At 63.8% G+C, this 20,655-nt stretch carries 17 protein-coding genes; 1 reads left to right on the top strand and 16 read right to left on the bottom strand.

Annotated features, from left to right (window positions below; genetic code table 11):
* Positions 1-64 precede the first annotated feature (64 nt).
* The 16 genes from purF to J2X54_RS24265 form a co-directional block, all read right to left on the bottom strand.
* Positions 65-1,588, bottom strand: coding sequence for an amidophosphoribosyltransferase (gene purF, locus J2X54_RS24340; RefSeq protein ID WP_070247831.1), 1,524 nt, complete (start codon positions 1,586-1,588; stop codon positions 65-67).
* A 57-nt stretch (positions 1,589-1,645) separates the two neighbouring features.
* Positions 1,646-2,134 carry a CvpA family protein gene (locus J2X54_RS24335; protein WP_070247832.1) on the bottom strand — a complete coding sequence of 163 codons (489 nt, stop codon included), beginning with the start codon at positions 2,132-2,134 and terminating at the stop codon, positions 1,646-1,648.
* A gap of 34 nt (positions 2,135-2,168) precedes the next feature.
* Positions 2,169-3,290, bottom strand: coding sequence for an SPOR domain-containing protein (locus J2X54_RS24330; RefSeq protein ID WP_310184373.1), 1,122 nt, complete (start codon positions 3,288-3,290; stop codon positions 2,169-2,171).
* Positions 3,291-3,312: 22 nt separating this feature from the next.
* A complete protein-coding gene (gene folC, locus J2X54_RS24325) occupies positions 3,313-4,602 on the bottom strand; it encodes a bifunctional tetrahydrofolate synthase/dihydrofolate synthase (RefSeq protein WP_310184372.1) in 1,290 nt (429 codons plus the stop codon).
* Positions 4,603-4,780: 178 nt separating this feature from the next.
* Positions 4,781-5,653, bottom strand: coding sequence for an acetyl-CoA carboxylase, carboxyltransferase subunit beta (accD, locus tag J2X54_RS24320; protein ID WP_070247838.1), 873 nt, complete (start codon positions 5,651-5,653; stop codon positions 4,781-4,783).
* 167 nt (positions 5,654-5,820) lie between these two features.
* A complete protein-coding gene (trpA, locus tag J2X54_RS24315) occupies positions 5,821-6,618 on the bottom strand; it encodes a tryptophan synthase subunit alpha (protein ID WP_310184371.1) in 798 nt (265 codons plus the stop codon).
* A 46-nt stretch (positions 6,619-6,664) separates the two neighbouring features.
* Positions 6,665-7,912, bottom strand: coding sequence for a tryptophan synthase subunit beta (trpB, locus tag J2X54_RS24310; RefSeq protein WP_310184370.1), 1,248 nt, complete (start codon positions 7,910-7,912; stop codon positions 6,665-6,667).
* Positions 7,896-8,600 (bottom strand): phosphoribosylanthranilate isomerase, encoded by a 705-nt coding sequence (locus J2X54_RS24305; protein ID WP_310184369.1) that lies wholly within the window; start codon positions 8,598-8,600, stop codon positions 7,896-7,898. Before J2X54_RS24305 ends, trpB begins: the two co-directional genes overlap by 17 nt.
* Before the next feature lie 10 nt (positions 8,601-8,610).
* Positions 8,611-9,414, bottom strand: a complete 804-nt coding sequence (truA, locus tag J2X54_RS24300) for a tRNA pseudouridine(38-40) synthase TruA (RefSeq protein ID WP_310184368.1) — start codon at positions 9,412-9,414, stop codon at positions 8,611-8,613.
* A gap of 41 nt (positions 9,415-9,455) precedes the next feature.
* Positions 9,456-12,260, bottom strand: a complete 2,805-nt coding sequence (locus tag J2X54_RS24295; protein ID WP_310184367.1) for a FimV/HubP family polar landmark protein — start codon at positions 12,258-12,260, stop codon at positions 9,456-9,458.
* Between the two features lie 237 nt (positions 12,261-12,497).
* Positions 12,498-13,625 (bottom strand): aspartate-semialdehyde dehydrogenase, encoded by a 1,128-nt coding sequence (asd, locus tag J2X54_RS24290; protein ID WP_040377917.1) that lies wholly within the window; start codon positions 13,623-13,625, stop codon positions 12,498-12,500.
* A 56-nt stretch (positions 13,626-13,681) separates the two neighbouring features.
* Positions 13,682-14,755, bottom strand: a complete 1,074-nt coding sequence (gene leuB / locus J2X54_RS24285; protein ID WP_310184366.1) for a 3-isopropylmalate dehydrogenase — start codon at positions 14,753-14,755, stop codon at positions 13,682-13,684.
* A 23-nt stretch (positions 14,756-14,778) separates the two neighbouring features.
* The gene (gene leuD / locus J2X54_RS24280) at positions 14,779-15,426 is read right to left on the bottom strand and encodes a 3-isopropylmalate dehydratase small subunit (protein ID WP_019922670.1); all 648 of its coding nucleotides are present in this window, start codon (positions 15,424-15,426) and stop codon (positions 14,779-14,781) included.
* Positions 15,427-15,446: 20 nt separating this feature from the next.
* Positions 15,447-16,850, bottom strand: a complete 1,404-nt coding sequence (gene leuC, locus J2X54_RS24275) for a 3-isopropylmalate dehydratase large subunit (RefSeq protein WP_070246003.1) — start codon at positions 16,848-16,850, stop codon at positions 15,447-15,449.
* A gap of 213 nt (positions 16,851-17,063) precedes the next feature.
* Positions 17,064-18,977, bottom strand: coding sequence for a chemotaxis protein CheA (locus J2X54_RS24270; RefSeq protein ID WP_310184365.1), 1,914 nt, complete (start codon positions 18,975-18,977; stop codon positions 17,064-17,066).
* Positions 18,977-19,822 (bottom strand): protein phosphatase CheZ, encoded by an 846-nt coding sequence (locus J2X54_RS24265; protein ID WP_310184364.1) that lies wholly within the window; start codon positions 19,820-19,822, stop codon positions 18,977-18,979. Before J2X54_RS24265 ends, J2X54_RS24270 begins: the two co-directional genes overlap by 1 nt.
* 352 nt (positions 19,823-20,174) lie before the next feature.
* Here J2X54_RS24265 and J2X54_RS24260 point away from each other — a divergent pair, with 352 nt between their 5' ends.
* Positions 20,175-20,645: a universal stress protein gene (locus J2X54_RS24260; protein ID WP_070248919.1), complete on the top strand. Its 471-nt coding sequence runs from the start codon at positions 20,175-20,177 to the stop codon at positions 20,643-20,645.
* Positions 20,646-20,655 lie beyond the last annotated feature (10 nt).

The following is a 20,655-nucleotide window of genomic DNA, read 5'->3' as shown; positions in this document are numbered from 1 at the left end:
ACAACCGGGGTCGGACCCCTGCTGGGTCAGACCCCATGACGTGGGTGTGCGGGGTAAAACGTCATCAGCCTTCGTTGGCCAGGTTCAGGTTCAGCTGCGAGCGGCCTGCGTCTTCCGGCTTGGCGGCCTTGGTCGGGTTGTTGCGCTCGTTTTCCAGCTTGTCCAGGTACTCGCGGCTGACGTCGCCGGTGATGTAGACGCCGTCGAAGCACGACGCCTCGAAGCTGGTCAGCTCCGGGTTGACGTCGGAAATGGCCTGCTTGAGCGCTTCGATGTCCTGGTACACCAGGGCGTCGGCGGTGATCTCGCGGCACACTTCTTCCACCGTGCGGCCGTGGGCGATCAGCTCGTCGCGGGTCGGCATGTCGATGCCGTACACGTTCGGGTAGATCACCGGTGGCGCAGCCGAAGCGAAGATCACTTTCTTGGCGCCGGAGTCGCGCGCCATTTGCACAATCTCGCGGCTGGTGGTGCCGCGCACGATGGAGTCGTCCACCAGCAGCACCACTTTGTCCTTGAACTCGTCCGGAATCGCGTTGAGCTTCTGGCGCACCGATTTTTTACGTGCAGCCTGGCCGGGCATGATGAAGGTACGGCCGATGTAGCGGTTCTTGATGAAGCCTTCGCGGTATTCCTTGCCCAGCGCCAGCGCCAGCTGGATCGCTGCCGGACGCGACGAATCAGGAATCGGCATGACCACGTCGATATCGTCAGCCAGGCCTTCGCGCTGGATTTTCTTGGCCAGGTATTCGCCCATTTTCAGGCGCGTGCTGTACACCGAAGCGCCGTCGATGACCGAGTCGGGGCGGGCCAGGTACACGAATTCGAACACGCACGGGTTGAGCGACGGGTTGTCGGCGCACTGGCGCGTGTGCAGCTGCTTGTCGTTGTCGATGAACACGGTTTCGCCCGGCGCGATATCGCGCACGAAGCGGAAGCCCATGCCTTCGAGCGCCACCGATTCGGACGCGATCAGGTATTCGTTGCCTTGCTCGGTTTCATTGATGCCCAGGCACAGCGGACGAATGCCGTACGGATCGCGGAAGGCCAGCAAACCAACGCCAGCGATTTGCGCCACGGCCGCATAGCCGCCGCGGACGCGGCGCATCAAGACGGTCACTGCCTGGAAAATGGTTTCGGCGTCGATCGAGATATCGACCGTGGCCTTCTGGATTTCGTGGGCCAGCACGTTGAGCAACACTTCCGAGTCGGAATCGGTGTTGATGTGGCGGCGGTCGTTCTTGAACATCTCTTCCTTGAGCTGTTCCCAGTTGGTCAGGTTGCCGTTGTGGGCCAAGGTGATGCCGAACGGTGCGTTGACGTAGAACGGCTGCGCTTCTTCCTCGCTCGACGAACCGGCGGTCGGATAGCGGCAGTGGCCGATGCCCGAGTTGCCCTGCAGCGTACGCATATTGCGGGTGCGGAAGACGTCGCGCACCAGGCCGTTGGCCTTGTGCATGGCGAACATGCTGCTGTGATTGGTAGCGATACCTGCCGCATCCTGGCCGCGGTGCTGCAACAGCAGCAGTGCGTCATACAGCAGTTGGTTGACAGGTTGATGGGAGACGACGCCGACGATGCCACACATGTTGATGCTCCTGGACTGGACTGCAGATTAAAAACGGTATCTCAAAAATTGTAAACTTCAAAAATTCACGTGCTGCGCCATGGCGGCGGGAAGGTAGTCCTTGACCACGCGCGCGCCCAGCTCGCAATACGGGCTGAGCAACGCATCCTTCCAGAGTGCCTCTTGCGGCAATGCGGTCATGCCACCCAAGATGACGGCGGCCAGCACAATTACAAGGCCACGGCCGAGACCGAACACGGCGCCGAGCAGCCGGTCGAACAGGCTCAGGCCGCCAGCGTCGATCAAGACGCCCAGCACCATGGAAAGCAAGCCCATCAGAATCCGCGCGCCGATAAACAGGGCGATGAACGCCACGATCAGCCGCAGCACCTCGCCCGGCACCACCTCCGGCAGCAGTACCGCCAGGTGCGCAGCGTAGGCATTGGCCACCACGAAGGCCACGATCCAGCTCAACAGCGACAGCACTTCCTTGACCAGTCCGCGCACCATGCTGATGACAACCGAAGCCGCCAGCACGAAGATCACGATGTAATCGAAGATGGTCACGACAAGCTCGCGCTGATCAGGCGTACCGTGCCGGTCAGACGGTTTCCAGGCGGCCGGCCAGGCCCATGCTCTGCAGCTTGGCACGAACTTTTTCCGCCTCTTCCTTGCTGCTGAACGGACCCACGCGCACGCGCGTGACCTCGCCCGACGGCGCTTTTTGCGTGTACGAACTGATACCGGCCTGCTTGAGGCGTTCGCGCAATTCGCTGACCTTGGCCTGGTCGCTCAGCGCGGCCACCTGCAGCACGAATTTCTGGCCGGCGTCCGCTGCAGGGGCCGCCGATGCAGGCTTGGCGGTCTTGCCTTCGAGGATGGCCAGTGCGCGCGCATCTTGCGACTGCTTGCTGTCGGCGGCCGGCTTGGCGGCGGCAAGCTTGGCCGCTTTGGCCTCGGCCGCGCGCGACTCGGCCAGCTTGCGGTCGGCCTCGGCCCTGGCGTCCGCCTTGGCTTTGGCTTCATCCCTGGCTTTTGCCTTGGCGTCGGCATCCGCCTTGGCGTCGGCCCTGGCATCGGTTTTGGCGGCGGCCTTGGCTTCGGCCAGCTTGCGCTCGGCCTCGCGGCGGCGCTCCTGCTCGGCGCGGCGGTCGGCTTCCTGCTTGTTGCGGGCGTCGGCCTCGGCCTTGGCGCGCGCTTCGCTGGCGGCTACCGAGCGGTCCAGTTCGTCGGAATGCGCCTGGGCTTGCGCCGACAGGCCGGTTTCGGGTTTGGCAGCGGGCTTGTTCGCCGAAGCTGCGGCCGGCTTGGCATCGGGCTTGGCGTCGTCGACGATTTCCTCGCGGCTGTCGAGTGTGTCGCGGTCGGCAATCGGCGCGGGTGCGCGGGCAGGCGCGTCGGTCGTGCGCTCCTTGGAAGGGATCTTGATGTCGATATCGGAGGCCAGCGGCTTGGGCTCGGAATCGAGCACCATCGGCAAACCGACGGCAACCGCCAGCGCCAGCGCGATGGCGCCAACCAGGCGGCGGCGTGCGCGTTTCTTTTCGGGCAAGACCGGATCGTCGGCTTCGCGGTCGCGCGTTCGGCGGCGCGGACCGTCGTCGGCGGTGGCGCGCTTGGAACGGGCGCGCTCGAGCGCGGCCTGGTCATCGGCACTGGTGTAATAGCCGCTGTCCCGGGCCGATTCTTGCTTGTTTTTGCCGAATTTCGAGAACAAGCCCATGCGTGATTTCAGTCCTGTGTGTTCAATGGAATGAGGATTTTCGCGCCGCCATGACGCCGGCAACGGTGAGGAAAGATCCAAAGACCACAATTCTATCATTCTCCCCGGCCCGGCTGACCGCATTTGCGTACGCCGCAGCCGGATCGTCGAAGATATTGATGGTCCGTTCGGCCTTGTCTTCCTGCACCAGCTGCACCTTGGCGGCCAGTTCCGACGCCGTGGCCGAGCGCGGCGATGGCAAGGTGGCCAGGCACCAGTGATCGACATGCTCGGACATGGCGGCGATCACGCCGTCGATATCCTTGTCCTGCATGGAGCCGAACACGGCAAAGGTGTAAGGATGAAAACCCATGTTGCCGAGGTTCTGGTTCAGCGCCGAGGCCGCATGCGGATTGTGGGCCACATCGAGGATCACGGTCGGCCGGCCCGGCAGCACCTGGAAGCGGCCCGGCAGTTCCACCGTCACCAGGCCGGTACGCACTTCCTGCGCGCCCACCGGCAACTCGATGCGCAGCGCCTCGAGCGCGGCCAGCGCGGCGCAGGCGTTGAGGATCTGGTTGGCGCCGCGCAGGCTCGGGTACGCCAGCGAATTGCGGCGCTGCGAGCGGCCGCCGTAGTTCCATTGCTGCTTGTCGCCCGAGTAATTGAAGTCGCGGCCCATCAGCCACAGGTCGGCGCCGATGGCTGCGGCGTGGTCGATCAGGGTTTGCGGCGGCACCGGGTCGGAGCAGATCGCCACCTTGCCAGCGCGGAAGATGCCGGCTTTTTCGAAACCGATGGCCTCGCGCGTGTCGCCCAGGTAGTCGGTATGGTCGATATCGATGCTGGTGACGATCGCCACGTCGGCGTCGACGATGTTGACCGCATCGAGACGGCCGCCGAGGCCCACTTCCAGGATCACCACGTCCATGCCGGCGCCGGCCAGCAGGCCCATGATGGCCAGGGTGGTGAACTCGAAGTACGTCAGCGTGGTATCGCCACGGGCCGCCTCGACCGCGTTGAACGCTGCCACCAGTTGCGCGTCGGTGGCCAGCTCGCCATTGACGCGGGCGCGCTCGTTAAAGTCGAGGAAGTGCGGCTTGATGTACAGGCCCACCTTGTAGCCGGCGCGCAGCAGGATCGACTCGAGCATGGCGCAGGTGGAACCCTTGCCGTTGGTGCCGGCCACCATGATCACGGGGCAAGTGAATGCCAGTTGCAGGCGCTCCTTGACGGCAAGCACGCGGTCAAGGCCCATGTTGATGACGGTTTCGGCATGACGCGCTTCGAGCAGCGCAAGCCAGGCAGGCAAGGTGGTGGGGAGATTGGACATGATGTGGCTCTAAAATAAGAAACGGCGCGCAGGATCATATCCGATTGCGCGCCGCGTGGTGGGAACCTCGCAAACCTACTGCGCGATCCGCTATCGCCGCTGCGTTGCTCAGCGTACCTGCGTACGCTTGCGCTACTCCCGACGATAACGAACCGCTCGCTACGGTTTGCGAGGTCCCTTAGGCTATTACTTCAGCTGGTTGGTTCTGTAACAAGGCGAGCAGACGGGCGATTTCTTCGCGCATCTTGCGGCGGTCGACGATCATGTCGATCGCGCCCTTGGTGACCAGGAACTCGGAGCGCTGGAAGCCTTCCGGCAGCTTCTCGCGCACGGTGTTCTCGATCACGCGCGGGCCGGCGAAGCCGATCAGCGCTTTCGGCTCGGCCATCACCACGTCGCCCATGAAGGCGAACGAGGCGGACACGCCGCCCATGGTCGGATCGGTCAGCACGCTGATGAACGGCAGCTTTTTCTCGGCCAGCTTGGTCAGCATCGAGGTGGTCTTGGCCATCTGCATCAGCGACAGCAGGCCTTCCTGCATGCGCGCGCCGCCGGTGGCGGTAATGCAAATGAACGGCACTTTCTGTTCCAGCGCCGCCTGCGCGCCGCGCACGAAGCGCTCGCCCACCACGGAGCCCATCGAGCCGCCCATGAATTCGAACTCGAAGCACGCCACCACCACCGGCATGCTGAGGATGGCGCCGCCCATGACGATCATGGCGTCGGTTTCACCGGTGGCTTCCATGGCCTGCTTGAGGCGGTCAGGATATTTCTTGCTGTCCTTGAATTTCAGGGTATCGACCGGCAGGGTATCCATGCCGATTTCATAACGGCCGCCGGCGTCGAGCAGGCTGTCGAGCCGCTCGCGCGCGCGGATGCGCATGTGGTGGTCGCACTTGGGGCACACGTGCAGGTTCGACTCCAGGTCAGTGCGATACAGGACCGATTCGCACGACGGGCATTTGACCCACAGGCCTTCGGGCATGGTCTTGCGCGCGGCAACGTCGGTGCGCTGTATGCGCGGGGGCAGCAGTTTCTCTAACCAACTCATCATTTCTCCTTGCAGCTTACTCGTGGCCGAAGTGTAGCCGTTTCTGGCGACCCTGTCGAACATTGCAATACATTAATTTTAGACTTTCGTCATGGGTGCAATGCGGCTTTAGAGGGAAATACCCACGAGATTGGCCGCCATACTGAATGGCGGCCAATCGTGCTCCTTCAGGCGTCCAGCGCGCTGCGGATGCCGGCCACGAAGGTTTGTACCGCCGCCACGGCACCCTCGGCGCCGTGCTGTTCGATTTCCTGGATGATGCGGCTGCCGATCACCACGGCGTCGGCCACTTCGGCCACGGCGCGCGCGGTGGCGCCGTCGCGGATGCCGAAACCGACGCCGATCGGCAGCGAGACGTGTGCGCGGATCGCCGCCAGGCGGTTGGCCACGTCCACCGTGTCGATATTGCCGGCGCCGGTCACGCCCTTGAGCGAGACGTAATAGCTGAAGCCGCCGCCAACGCGCGCCACCTGCTTGATGCGTGCCTCGGTCGAGGTGGGCGCCAGCAGGAAGATCAGGTCCAGGTCGGCGGCGCGCATGGCGGCGGCGAAGTCTTCGCACTCTTCCGGCGGGTAATCGACCACGATGGCGCCGTCGGCGCCCACCGCCTGCGAGCTGGCGATGAAGGCCGCAGGGCCGATGCGTTCGATCGGGTTGGCGTAGCCCATCAGCACCACCGGGGTGGCCTGGTTGGTCTTGCGGAACTCGGCCACGTAAGCAAAAACGTCGCGGATGCCAACGCCGTGCGCCAGCGCGCGTTCGCAGGCGCGCTGGATGACCGGGCCTTCGGCCATCGGGTCGGAAAACGGCACGCCCAGCTCGATGATGTCGGCGCCGCCGGCCACCAGCGCGTGCATCAGCGGCACGGTGAGCGTGGGGCCGGGGTCGCCGGCGGTAATGAAGGTGACCAGGGCGGTCTTGTTCTGTTCTTTTAAGGCGGCAAAGGTGGCGGCGATACGGGACATGGTGTGCTTTCTGTAAAGTGAATGGGAGAATTGTTCCAGCTTGAGATCAGCTGAAATTGAGCCCCATCCGCTCCGCCACCGTATGCATGTCCTTGTCGCCGCGGCCCGACAGGTTGGCCAGGATGATCTTGTCCTTCGGCATGGTCGCAGCCAGTTTCACCGCGAACGCCAGCGCGTGCGCCGATTCCAGCGCCGGGATGATGCCCTCGATATGGCAGCAATCGTGGAACGCCTGCAAGGCTTCGTCATCGGTGATCGACACGTACTCGGCGCGGCCGATGTCTTTCAGGTGTGCATGCTCGGGGCCGACGCCCGGGTAGTCGAGGCCGGCCGACACCGAATGGGTCTCGATGATCTGGCCGTTCTCGTCCTGCAGCAAGTACGTCCGGTTGCCGTGCAGTACGCCCGGATAACCCTTGCTCAGCGAGGCCGAATGCTTGTTGCCGTCGAGTCCCTCGCCGGCCGCTTCTACGCCGATCAGGCGCACCTGTTTCTGGTCGATATACGGGTAGAAAATGCCCATGGCGTTGGAACCGCCGCCGATGCAGGCAGTCACCACGTCCGGCTGGCGGCCGGTCATTTCCGGCATCTGCACCAGGCATTCCTCGCCGATCACCGACTGGAAGTCGCGCACCAGCATCGGGTACGGGTGCGGGCCGGCCACGGTGCCGATGATATAAAAGGTGTTTTCGATGTTGGTGACCCAGTCGCGCATCGCTTCATTGAGCGCGTCCTTGAGGGTTTTCGAGCCCGACTCCACCGGCACCACGGTCGCCCCCAGCAGCTTCATGCGATAGACGTTTTGCGCCTGGCGCTTGACGTCCTCGCTGCCCATGTACACCACGCACTCGAGGCCGAAGCGGGCGCAAATGGTGGCTGTGGCCACGCCGTGCTGGCCAGCGCCGGTCTCGGCGATGATACGTTTCTTGCCCATGCGACGGGCCAGCAAGGCCTGGCCGATCACGTTGTTGATCTTGTGGGCGCCAGTGTGGTTCAGGTCTTCGCGCTTGAAGTAGATTTGCGCGCCGCCGGCGATTTCGGACCAGCGCTTGGCGTAGTAGATCGGCGAAGGACGGCCGACGAAGTGCTTGAGTTCATAACGGAATTCTTCGAGGAATTCCTGGTCGTGGCTGTAACGTTCGTAGGCGGCGTTCAGTTCCGCCAGTGCGTACGTGAGCGTTTCGGCCACGAAGGCGCCGCCGTAGGGGCCGAAGTGGCCGGTGGCGCTGGGGAAGTCGTAGTCGGCGGCGTGGAACAGGGGCGCGGCTGCGCCGATTTCAGGCAAGGCTTTCATGGTGGTGTTCTTTCAGGGTTGCTCTGTCGAGCTGGTCGTCTCCGGCCCGCACTGCCGCGATAAAGTCGGCAATCTTGCGGGCGTCCTTGATGCCCTTCGCTGCTTCGACACCGCTGCTGATGTCGACCGCGTAGGGACGTACGCTCACCACCGCGTCAGTGGCGTTGTGTACGCTCAAGCCACCACTCAAAACGACCCGAGGCGCGAGCTCTTTTGGAACGAGAGACCAATCAAAACCCTTTCCTGCGCCACCATAAGCATCCACATATGTATCCAGCAACAGGCTGGTGAACAAGGGACTGGCGGCACGGCATAGCTGTTCGTATTCTAGCAAATCATCGGGCGCGGTGTCGGGTTTCACCCGGAACACGCGCAGGAACTGTCTCCCGCAGGCCGCTGCAATCGCGGCCGACTCCTCGATGCTCTCGTCGCCGTGCAACTGCACCAGCGCCAACGGCGCCACTTTCACCACTGCCGCCACCTCTTCCGGCGTGGCGTTGACGAACAGGCCGGTGCAGGTAACGAAAGGCGGCACGGCCGCGATCAGGGCGGCGGCCTGTTCCGGCGTGACGTAGCGCGGACTTTTAGGGTAGAACACGAAGCCGATGGCGTCGGCGCCCAGGGCGACCGCCGCCTGCACGTCTTCCACGCGGGTCAGGCCGCAGATCTTGATACGGGTGCGCTTCACATTATTTCCTTTAGAACCAGGGCAGCGGCGACGTGGTCTCCAGCGGCAGCTCCCACTTGGGGTCGTAATCGATCTTGGCCAAGTACAGCCCGTCCGGCATGAAGGTGGGCGCGGCGGCATGGCGGTCTTTCGATACCAGCAGTTCGCCGAGCCACTCGGGCCGCTGGCGACCGGTACCGATATACACGAGCGAGCCGACCAGGTTGCGCACCATGTGGTGCAGGAAGGCGTTGGCGGTGATGGTAAACAACACCAGCTCGCCGTGACGCCTGATCTGGATATCGTGCATCAGCTTGACCGGCGACTTGGCCTGGCACTGGGCCGCGCGAAACGCCGTGAAGTCGTGCCAGCCCAGCAGCGGCGCCACGGCCTGCTGCATCAGTTCGACGTCGAGCGGCCGGAAATAAAAGCCGGCGCGGCCTTCGAGCAGCGGCGAGCGGGTGGGATTGTTGTACAGCACGTAGTGGTAGGTACGGGCGCGGGCGCTGAAGCGGGCGTGGAAAAAATCGTTGACACTGGGGTCGCCCGGCAGTTCCCTGGCCCAGCGCACGGCGATCGACGGCGGCAAAAAGGCGTTGACGCCGCGCAGCCAGGCATTCGGATCGCGGGAAAGGTCGGTATCGAAGTGAACGACTTGTTCGAGCGCATGGACGCCGGTATCGGTGCGGCCAGCGCAGGTGGTGGCCAGCGGCACCCTGGCGAACTTCTCCAGGGCCCGTTCGAGCTGATCCTGCACGGTGAGGCCGCTTTCCTGCTTCTGGTAGCCGTGCCAGGCGGTGCCGTCGTACTGCAGGCCGATTGCGATCCGTTTCAATTGCTGCCCAATCTGAATTTACGAATCGGCCATTATAGCGTCTAGCCCAGTTGCTCCTTCATCGTCGTAGCTTTTGCTACTTGCTCGTCGCTGCCGCCGCGCAGCACTTCATCGAGCAGTTCGCGGGCGCCTTCCTTGTCGCCGATTTCCTGGTAGGCGACGGCGAGGTCGAGCTTGGTGTCCATTTCCATGTGCAATGCGGACATTGGTTCGGCACGGCCAGTCTCGGCACGGCCAGTGTCGGCACGGCCAGTCTCGGCACGGTCAGCCTCTGCAGCTTCCACCGGTTCAGGCTCGCTGTTCAGGTCGAAGTCGATGCCGGAGAGGTCGAACTCGGGTGCTGCGTCTTTGTCGGCCACGGCGGGCGCCGATGCCGGCGCAGCTGCTGGCTCCGGTTCGGCTGGCGGCACGGCCAGGGCCGGCAAGTCGGGAATGGTGAAGTCGGCGGCGTCGAAGTCCAGCGGCACGCGGGTGGCGTCGGGGTCGGCTGCCGGGGCGGCCTTGGTCAACCCGACCGGCTCTGCCGCCGCCGTCGGTTCGCCCGGCAGGTCGAGGCTGAAGTCCATGCTCGGATCGTACGCTGGCTCTGCGGCAGGTGCCGGCGCCGGTTTATCGTACGACAGGTTGAAGTCGTCATCCTGCAGGAACGGCGCGGTGTCGGCCGGCACTTTGCCGAGCGGATCCTGCGCATACGGGTCCGGTGCGGCGAAGTCCAGGTCGCCCAGGCCGAAGTCGGCGGCGTTTGCCTGTGCGGCCACCGAGGCCGGCGACACGGCGGCGTCCGCCGCTTGCGGCAAGGCGGTTTCCAGGTCGTCATTCAAGCCGGTGCCGTAGGCCGCTGGCGCAGGTTCGGCCGCAGCCGCCGTGGCAGCGGCTGCCGCAGCGTCGGCATCGGCGTCGGCGTCGGCGTCCGTATCGGTGTCATGATCGTAAGCGGCGTACGCGGCGGCAGCGGTGGCGGCTGCCACCACGCCGGCAGTGGCGGCCAGCGGCGCGGCGCCGAAGCCGTCGGCGCTGTCGGCGTCAGGGCTGGCGTACAGCGGGTTGCCCGGCTCGAGCTCGCGGCCCATGTGCGCCGCCTGTGTCCATTCGTCGCCCTGCCCGCGCGTGAGCGAATACAGTTCCGATGCCTGGCTCTCGAAGGACCGGGCGTCGTGGCGGTTGGCGTAAATTTCCAGCAGCTTCAGGCGCACGGCATGGCGCTCGGGGTGGTTACGCAGCGCTTCCTTGAGGATTTCCTCGGCTTGCGCGTCGCGACCGTAAGCGATGTACACATCGGCTTCGGCCACGGGATCGACTTCGTTATTGTCGAGCTGACTGGCGGACGGGGCAAACTGGTTATCCGCGCGGGTGTCGAAGACGCTGTGGTCGTCGCCCGCCACCGGCTCGACTGCACCGGCAGCGAAAGCGGTACCGGCGGCAGCGGCTGGCGCTGCCGGCGCCGGATCCCAGGCCGGCGCAGCAGCGAGGCCGTCGGGGCCCGACTCGTCGCGCGGCACCACGAATTTGCGGCGGCGCGCGGCCATGACGGCCAGCGCAGCCACCACGGCGACCAGCAAGGCGGCCACCAGCAACCCCACCATTTGCGAATTTGCCATCAGCTTGTCGAGCAGTCCAGGCTCCTCGAGCTTACGCGGCGGAATCACCGGCGCCATCTTGGTCGGGGCCGGGGCAGCAGCCACTGCTGCAGCCGGTGCAGCGGGCACGGCAGGTGCAACCGGCGCGGTGGCGGCCGACTTGCTCTTGACCTCCATCAGCTTCTCGAGGTCGTTGACGTTCTTTTCCAGTTCCTTGACCCGCGACGAGGCGTCGTCGACCTGCTTCTTCTGGGCGATCTTGTCTTCGACGGCGGCGCCGGTCTTACCTTCGCCCGGCTTGTCGGCCGTGGCCTTGGACAGGGTGAGCTTGTCGCGCGCGGCGTTGATTGCGTTCGGCTTTTCCTCGACTTTGGCGGTGATCTTGCCCGACGAGTTCTGGCCGGTGCCGGCATCCTTCGACGGCGTGCTGTTGGCGACCTGCCCGGCCAGGCGGGCGCGGTAGGCGTTGAAGTCGCGCGCATGCGCCACCACCACGCCGCGCGCTTCGGACCGGGCGGCGGCATTGGCGTCAGCGGAACGGACGGCGCCGGCATCGGGCACGGCCAGCACCTGGCCCGACTTGAGGCGGTTCATATTGTTGCCCATGAACGCTTCCGGGTTGGCGCGGTATAGCGCCACCAGCATCACGTCGAGCGACACATCGACTGGCTTGACCTGGTTGGCGATGCCGGTCAGGGTGTCGCCGCGCTTGACGGTGACTTCCTCGACAACAGCCTTGGCCGCCGGCCTGGCGCCAGGCGCCTTGGCAGCAGCAGCCTCCCTGACCGCGACCGGCGCGGTGGTGCCAGTGGTGCCAGTGGTGCTGGTGGGCGTGCGAGCCGGGCCCAGGTCCACCGGCGCGGCCACCTGCGGCGACTGCGCGTTGCGCATTTCGGGCGGGTCGAGCAGGAAGGTGTATTCGCGCACCATGCGCCCGCCATTCCAGTTGAGCTCCAGCAGCAGGTCGACAAACGGTTCGTTGAGCGGCTGGCTCGACGACACCCGCACCACCTGGCGGCCGTTGCGCCGCTCGACCTCGAAGCGCAGCGCGGACAGCGCTGGGTTGAAGTCGATATTGGCAGTGCGGAAGGCCTCGGCCGGGGCCAGCCGCACCGACAGGCCGCTGGCTTCCTCGGGGGTGACGGCGCTCAGTTCGATTTCGGCGCGCAGTGGCTGGCCCAGCGCGGACAGCACGGTGAGCTTGCCCAGTCCAGCAGCGTGAGCCGATATCAATACTGCGCTGGCAACGGCGCCGACAAGGGTTTTCAACGCGAATGAGACGATGCTGGAGCGATTGTTTACGGACATAGTGGGCGGCAGTGGTAACGACAAATGGTTAGCAGAGGGAAAATGTTACTTTCCCAGATATATCAACATAACATCATGGCCCTACCGAGGCAAGCGTTGTACGTCCGCAGGCCACAACCCTGCATACTTTATACGTCAAAAAGGGGGTTTTCCTATCAGAATACATAGGAAAACCCCCTTCTGTTCAGAGCGATGGGGTTACGCGTCGAGCACGATGCGCAGCATGCGGCGCAGTGGTTCGGCCGCGCCCCACAGCAGCTGGTCGCCCACCGTGAAGGCCGACAGGTAGTCCGGCCCCATGCTCATCTTGCGCAGGCGACCCACCGGAATGGTCAGGCTGCCGGTCACCGCTGCCGGCGACAGGTCTTTCACCGAGGCTTCACGGGTGTTGGGCACCACCTTGGCCCACTGGTTGGCAGACGCGATGATGTCGGTGATTTCGTCGAGCGGCACGTCGCGTTTCAGCTTGATGGTCAGCGCCTGCGAGTGACAACGCATGGCGCCGATGCGCACGCACAGGCCATCGACCGGAATCGGCGTGGAACCGAAGTCCGCGCCCAGGCCCAGGATCTTGTTGGTCTCGGCGCCGGCTTTCCACTCTTCCTTCGACTGGCCGTTGCCCAGGTCCTTGTCGATCCACGGGATCAGGTTGCCGGCCAGCGGCGCGCCGAACTGCTTGATCTCGTCAGCCGACAGGCCGTGCTGGGTGGCCAGCACCTGGCGGTCGATTTCCAGGATGGCCGAGGCCGGATCGTCGAGCAGCGGTTTGACCGCGCCGTTGATGGTGCCGAACTGGGTGAGCAGTTCGCGCATGTGCTGGGCGCCGCCGCCCGAGGCCGCCTGGTAGGTCATCGAGGTCATCCAGTCGACCAGGCCATGCTGGAACAGGCCGCCTAGGCCGATCAGCATGCACGACACCGTGCAATTGCCGCCGATGTAGTTTTTCACGCCCTTGCCCAGCGCGTCCTTGATCACGTGCATATTGACCGGATCGAGCACGATGACCGCGTCTTTTTCCATGCGCAGGGTCGATGCCGCATCGATCCAGTAGCCGTTCCAGCCGGCCGCGCGCAATTTCGGGAACACGTCGCTGGTGTAATCGCCGCCCTGGCACGAGATGATGATCTCGCACTTTTTCAGTTCGTCGATATCGGTGGCGCTTTTCAGTTTGGTTTCATTTTTTGCCATCGCCGGGGCATTGCCGCCCGGGTTCGATGTCGTGAAGAACACCGGTTCGATATGGGCGAAATCGCCCTCTTCCTGCATGCGCTGCATCAGGACCGAACCGACCATACCGCGCCAACCTACGAGACCTACGAGTTTCATTTTTAATCCTTGAATATTATTTATACGATACGCCACCTGCATGACACCACCGCGTCTCAGGCTGCCAGCGCTTTCACCACCGCGTTGCCCATCTCTGCCGTACCCACTTTCGTGGTGCCCGGCTCGAAGATGTCGGCGGTGCGCAGGCCCTGGGCCAGCACCGACTTGACGGCGGTTTCGATGCGATCGGCCTGCTCGTTCTTGTTGAACGTATAGCGCAGCATCATGGCGGCCGACAAAATCGTCGCCAGCGGATTGGCGATCCCCTTGCCGGCGATGTCGGGCGCCGAGCCGTGCGACGGCTCGTACAGGCCCTTGTTGTTGGCGTCGAGCGAGGCCGATGGCAACATGCCGATCGAACCGGTGAGCATCGCTGCGCAGTCGCTCAGGATGTCGCCGAACATATTGCCGGTGACGATTACGTCGAATTTCTTCGGCGCGCGCACCAGCTGCATGGCGGCGTTATCGACATACATGTGGTCGAGCGCGACGTCCGGGTATTCTTTGTGCACGTCGGTGACGATGTCCTTCCAGAACTGGAACGTCTCGAGCACGTTGGCTTTATCGACGCTGGTGAGGCGCTTGCCGCGCTTTTGCGCGGCCTGGAACGCCACGTGGGCGATGCGGCGAATTTCGCCTTCGGCGTAGCGCATGGTGTCGAAACCTTCGCGCTGGCCCTTGAACGGACCGTCCGGGCACTCGCGCACGCCGCGCGGCTGGCCGAAATAAATGTCGCCGGTCAGTTCGCGCACGATCAGGATGTCCAGGCCCGACACCACTTCAGGTTTTAACGTGGACGCGCCGGCCAGTTCCGGGTACAGGATGGCCGGACGCAGGTTGCCGAACAGGCCCAGCTGCTTGCGCAGGCCGAGAATGGCTTGCTCGGGGCGCAGTGCACGCTCGAGATTGTCGTACTGGTAGTCGCCCACCGCGCCGAACAGCACGGCGTCGGCGGCCTTGGCCAGCGTCAGCGTGCCTTCTGGCAGCGGGTGGCCGTGGGCCGCGTAGCCGGCGCCGCCGACGGGGGCGGTTTCGAGTTCGAACGATTCGCCGAGCACGTTGAGGACTTTGACGGCCTGTTCAATGATTTCCGGGCCGATGCCGTCGCCCGGGAGGATTGCGATTTTCATGTGTTCTGTCTCAAGGTTCTGTCTCAGATAACGTTGGCCAACCAGGGTTGGGTTGCCAGATGGCGCTCTTCGAAGCCGCGGATAACGTCGGCATGACGCAGTGTCAGGCCGATATCGTCGAGCCCGTTCATCAGGCAATATTTGCGGAAGGCGTCGATCTCGAAGGGATACGAGACGCTGCCGTTGCTGGTGGAAATGCGTTGCTGTTCAAGGTCCACCACCAGGCGGTAACCGGGGAAGGCCTTGACTTCATTGAACAGATGATCGATCTGCGCTTCGGGTAAAACGATCGGCAGCAAGCCGCTCTTGTAGCAATTATTAAAGAAGATGTCGGCAAACGACGAGGCGATGATCGCGCGGAAGCCGTACTGGTCCAGCGCCCACGGCGCGTGCTCGCGCGACGAACCGCAGCCGAAGTTTTTACGGGTGAGCAAAATCGACGCACCCTGGTAACGCGCTTCGTTCAGCACGAAGTCAGGGTTCAGCGGGCGGTTGCTGTTGTCCATGCCCGGTTCGCCGTGGTCGAGGTAGCGCCACTCGTCGAACAGGTTGGGGCCGAAACCGGTGCGGTGGATCGACTTCAAAAACTGCTTGGGAATGATGGCGTCGGTGTCGACATTGGCGCGGTCCAGCGGCGCGACCAGGCCTTCATAAATGGTAAATTTTTCCATGATCTCGTTCGGTAGGTTGGTCAGCGCACGCCGCGCACGTCGACAAAGTGGCCGGCAATGCCGGCAGCGGCGGCCATCGCCGGCGACACCAGGTGGGTGCGTCCGCCCTGGCCCTGGCGGCCTTCGAAATTGCGGTTCGACGTGGAAGCGCAGCGCTCGCCCGGTTCCAGGCGGTCGGCGTTCATCGCCAGGCACATCGAGCAGCCGGGCTCGCGCCATTCGAAGCCGGCATCCTTGAAGATGCGATCGAGGCCTTCGCGCTCGGCCTGCTCCTTGACCAGGCCCGAACCCGGCACCACCATCGCCAGCTTGACGTTGGACGCGCGCTGCTTGCCGCGCACGACAGCAGCGGCCGCGCGCAAGTCTTCGATGCGCGAGTTGGTGCAGGAACCGATGAACACCTTGTCGATGCGGATGTCCTCGATCGCCGTGTTGGGCTTGAGGTTCATGTACACCAGCGCCTTTTCCATGGCGTCGCGCTTGACGCTGTCTTTTTCCTGGTCGGGATCCGGTACCCGGCCGTCGATCGCCACGACCATCTCGGGCGAGGTGCCCCAGGTGACCTGCGGCTTGATCTGGGCGGCGTCGAGCGTGACCACCAGGTCGAATTTCGCGCCAGGGTCCGAGTGCAGCGTGCGCCAGTAGTTGACGGCCAGGTCCCAGTGCGGACCGGCGGGCGAGAACGGCCGGCCCTTGACGTAATCGATGGTGGTGTCGTCCACGCCGATGATGCCGGCGCGCGCGCCCGCTTCGATCGCCATATTGCAGACCGTCATGCGCCCTTCCATCGACAGCGCACGAATGGTGGAACCGCCGAACTCGATACAGTAACCGGTGCCGCCGGCCGTGCCGATCTTGCCGATAATGGCCAGCACGATGTCCTTGGCGGTGACGCCGGCCGGCAGCGCGCCGTCCACCTGCACCAGCATGGCTTTCGATTTCTTTTGCAGCAGCGTTTGCGTGGCCAGCACGTGCTCGACTTCGGACGTGCCGATGCCGTGCGCCAGCGCGCCGAACGCGCCGTGGGTGGACGTGTGCGAGTCGCCGCAGACCACCGTCATGCCCGGCAAGGTAGCGCCCTGCTCCGGGCCGATCACGTGGACGATGCCCTGGCGCTTGTCGTTCATGTTGAAGTACGTGAGGCCGAAGGCCTTGGCGTTCTTGTCGAGCGTTTCCACTTGCAGGCGCGAGACCGGATCGGCGATGCCGTCCACGCGCGCGGTGGTCGGCACGTTGTGGTCGGCCACGGCCAGGTTGGCCGAGACGCGCCACGGTGTGCGGCCCGCCTCGCGCAAGCCGTCGAAGGCTTGCGGACTGGTCACTTCGTGCACCAGGTGGCGGTCGATGTAGAGGATCGTGGTGCCGTCTTCTTCGGCCTTGACCACGTGCGAGTCCCAGAGTTTGTCGTAAAGCGTCTTCATCATGATGTGTGCAGCTACAGCCTGTGTGAGTGATGCTGTTTGATTATGCCATAGTGTGCAAATGGAAAGCAGCCGCCGGAGGCTGGCCTCGTGAGCCCGCGCGGTTCCGCATTTTCCTGCACTGCCTATAACGCCTAAAGAAAATCTGTAAAAAAACTGCAAAAAAAAAGCCTGCATATTCGCAGGCTTTTGATGTTGCTGGCTCGGTCTACCGACTCAAGCCGCCATGCGTACACTACCTCGACAACCATCCATTAGGAACGATAGGCCGACTACCAGTACCAGTTCGCCTTCGGCCGAACGCGCGGTACCGGTAATGCCCTCGACGGTAATCGCGGTCATCGGTTTAATTACCAGGTCGGCAGTGCCATCGACCGCTTCCACGGCCAGGATGTATGGCTGTGGTGCAGAGACAACAATACCGACCTTCTCGCGGCAGCTCTCGTAGCCGAGCGAGTCGGCCAGCGAGCGCACCGGCAGCGGACGGCCCTGGTCCTTGAGGACCGGAGCACCGCCCACTTCCATGAACACTTCCGGCAATTCCACCACGCGTTGCACCACCGCCATCGGCAGCGCCAGCGCCGCGCCGGAGGTGGACACCAGCATGGTCGGCACGATCGACAGCTCGATCGGCAGGCGGATCGAGAACTTGGTGCCCTTGCCGAGGCCGGACTCGATATTGATCGCGCCACGGTTTTTCTCGACAGCGGTTTTCACCACGTCCATGCCCACGCCACGGCCCGACACGCTCGACGCCACTTCCTTGGTCGAGAAGCCCGGCAGGAACACCAGCTGGTAGCACTCCTCGGTGGTCAGGTTGGCCGATTCGCTGATCAGCCCCTTTTGCTGCGCCTTGGCGCGCAACATCACCGGGTCCATGCCCTTGCCGTCATCCTGCAGCACGATCATCACGCTGTTGGCTTCCTGCCACGCCTTGAGCGAAATATACGACTTGGCGGGCTTGCCGGCAGCTAAGCGATCGGCCGGCGACTCGACGCCGTGGTCCAGCGAATTGCGCAACATGTGCACCAGCGGATCATACAGGCTGTCCACGACCACGCGATCGACTTCGGTCTCCGCGCCTTCGATGGTCAGTTCCACTTCCTTGCCCAAATCCTTGGCCAGCTCACGCACCAGGCGCGGGAATTTCTGGAACAGGCGGCCCACCGGTTGCATGCGGGTGGCCAGCGTGGCGCGCTGCAACTCGGTCGAGTAGCGCGACGCCCGTTCCAGTGTTTCTGCCAGCGTGGCCATCAGGGTCTGTGCCTGGCCCTCGAATTTGAACTGCATCAGGCGTTCGAGCAGCACAGCTGCCTGGTTGGCGGCCTGCACCGATTCGCCCGCCACTTCGAGCAAGGCATCCAGTTTAACAGCATCGATGCGAATCGACTCTTCTTTGGCGGGGGCGCTTTGCGGACGTTCGTCACGTTTTTCCGGCGCTTCGCGGCGCGCGGCCACGACTGGTACCACCTCGGCAGCGGCGGCGACCGGCGCAGCAGCGGCAGAGGCAGCGGCAGCAGGCGCGGCCACGGCGGCGGCCGGTGCGGCTGCCACAGCGGCGGTAGCCGGACGGGTATAACTACCGGCCGGCATCACTGCTTCGTACATGGCTTCCCAGTTCAGGCCGTCGGGCGAGGTGGTGGCAGTGGTGGCGGCGGCAACTGCGGCCACGGCCACCGGGGCGGCAGCGACAGGGGCTGGCGCCGGAGCCGGTGCAGCGACAGGCGCGGCAGCAGGCGTGCTGGCCTTGCCGGCGATGGCGTCATTGAGCAGGCTTTCCAGGTCCTGCGGCAGGGCCGGCAGGCTGTCCGGCTGGGCGCCGTTGTTCAGTTCGGCCAGCTGGTCGGCCACGAAGCCGGACGCTTGCAGCGCCGCTTCGATCGCCAGCGGCGTCACCGGCGCGGCGCCGGTGCGCAGCGCGTCGAACAGGTTTTCGGTCAGGTGACAGGCCGTCACCATCGCCGGCAGGCCCATGAAACCGGCGCCACCTTTAATGGTGTGGAAGGAACGGAACACCGCGTTGAGGGTTTCCTTGTTGTCAGGATCGCGTTCGAGCGCCAGCAGGTGCTCTTCCACGTTGACCGCAAGATCCATCGCCTCGACGACGAAATCCTTGAGCATATCGTCCATTAGAACCCCAGATCGGCAAGCAGATCGTCCACGCTGTCCTGGCTCAGCGCCACGGTAGGCGTCGATGGACCGGTCATCAAGTTTACTTCCTTCTGGGCGATTTTCTCGCGCACATCAGGCGGTGCGTTGTCGCGCAGCAGTTGCGCCAGTTCGGCCTCGACGGTCTTGGTGATAATCACCACTTTCTTGATCAGCTGGCCGGTGATGTCCTGGAAGTCCTGGGCCATCATGATCTCGAGCAGGCGGGCCTTCTCGGTTTCGGTGGCGGCCGAGACGGCAGCGGCGAAGGCCTGCGAGTCGCCGGCCAGCTGCTTGAACTGGTCCAGGCTCAGCTTGCCTGCGAACAGGTCGGCCCAGCGGTTTTCCATGTCCTTCGATTGCTTCGACAGCGTGTCCTGGTCGGGCATGGCTTCGTCGAGCGTATTGAGCACCTTGTTGGCGGCCTGCTCGGTCAGCGAGGCGACGTATTCGAGGCGGTCCTGGGCGTCGTTGATCTGCGACGACGCTTCGGTCAGCGCCTTGTCGTAGCCCAGTTCGCGCAGCGAGTCGTGCAGCAGGCGCACAATGCCGCCCAGGCGTTCGAACATCGGCTTGTCGGTGCCATCGCCTTCGGCGCCCTCTCCGCCTTCGGCAGCGGCAGCAGGTCCGGCGGCCACAGCGGCAGGAGCCGGGGACGGAGCGCTCACTGCAGCACCAGAGGACACCTGGTCGAACAGGCTTTCCAGGTCGTCTTCGGCTGCTGCCGGTGCTGGGGCGGGGGCCGGCGCTGGAGCTGGCGCGGCATTCTTGCTTTGGGCGGACACTTCTTCAAATAAGGCGTCGAAATCGTCAGCGGCGTTGGTCATAATCCGTGCTTCTCCATAATTTGTAAAATTGCTGCCCCACGATGATGATGCACGGCAATAAAACACTATCGCGAGTGTAGCAGGGCCGCGCCGGATGTGCCAAACAAGCCACCGATCATTACCGGCACGGCGTCACATTCCGTTGTATTTGGAGATACTATCACCGGATGTCAGCCCAACGTACAGCTTGGGACACAAAACTAATGCTCGTGTGCAAAAAAAGCAGCGACAGCCAACACGTTTGTGCCCGGCAAAGTGGATGTGTTTGACAAACATCAACTCTTTGCATACTAGCAATAATGTAAATCGCGTCTACAATGAAACGCGTGCCTTATCTTTCCGGGAGTTCCCCATGTACCGAAAAATCCTGATCACGACCGACGGTTCTTCCGTCTCCAGCAAGACCGCCTGCGCCGGCGTGACGTTTGCCGAGCAGCTTGGCGCGGAGGTATTGGTCCTGTTCGTGGCGCCCGCCTACCAGTACCCGATCTACGTTGAAATCATTCCGCCCAGCTATCCCAGTGAGGAGGAATACCGCGCCGCCCTGCTGCGTGCTGGCGACGAGCACACGCGCGACGTGGTGCAAGCGTGTTTGCAACGCAACATCCGCTGTACCGCCCTCACCACGTTTGCCGAAAGCGCAGCCACCGAGATCGTCGCCGCCGGTGTCAAGCACGGTTGCGACCTGATCTTTATCGGTTCGCACGGGCGCAGCGGCTGGGGCCAGTTACTGCTCGGTAGTGTGACCAACAAGGTGTTGTCGCAATCACGCATTCCCGTACTCGTGCACCGCCTGATCGCCGAACCCGAGTACAAAAATTAGGCCGTACGGT

The sequence above is a fragment of the Duganella sp. 3397 genome (assembly GCF_031456625.1).
Classification (GTDB): domain Bacteria; phylum Pseudomonadota; class Gammaproteobacteria; order Burkholderiales; family Burkholderiaceae_D; genus Rugamonas; species Rugamonas phyllosphaerae.
This window is presented reverse-complemented; position numbering and strand designations above follow the sequence as displayed.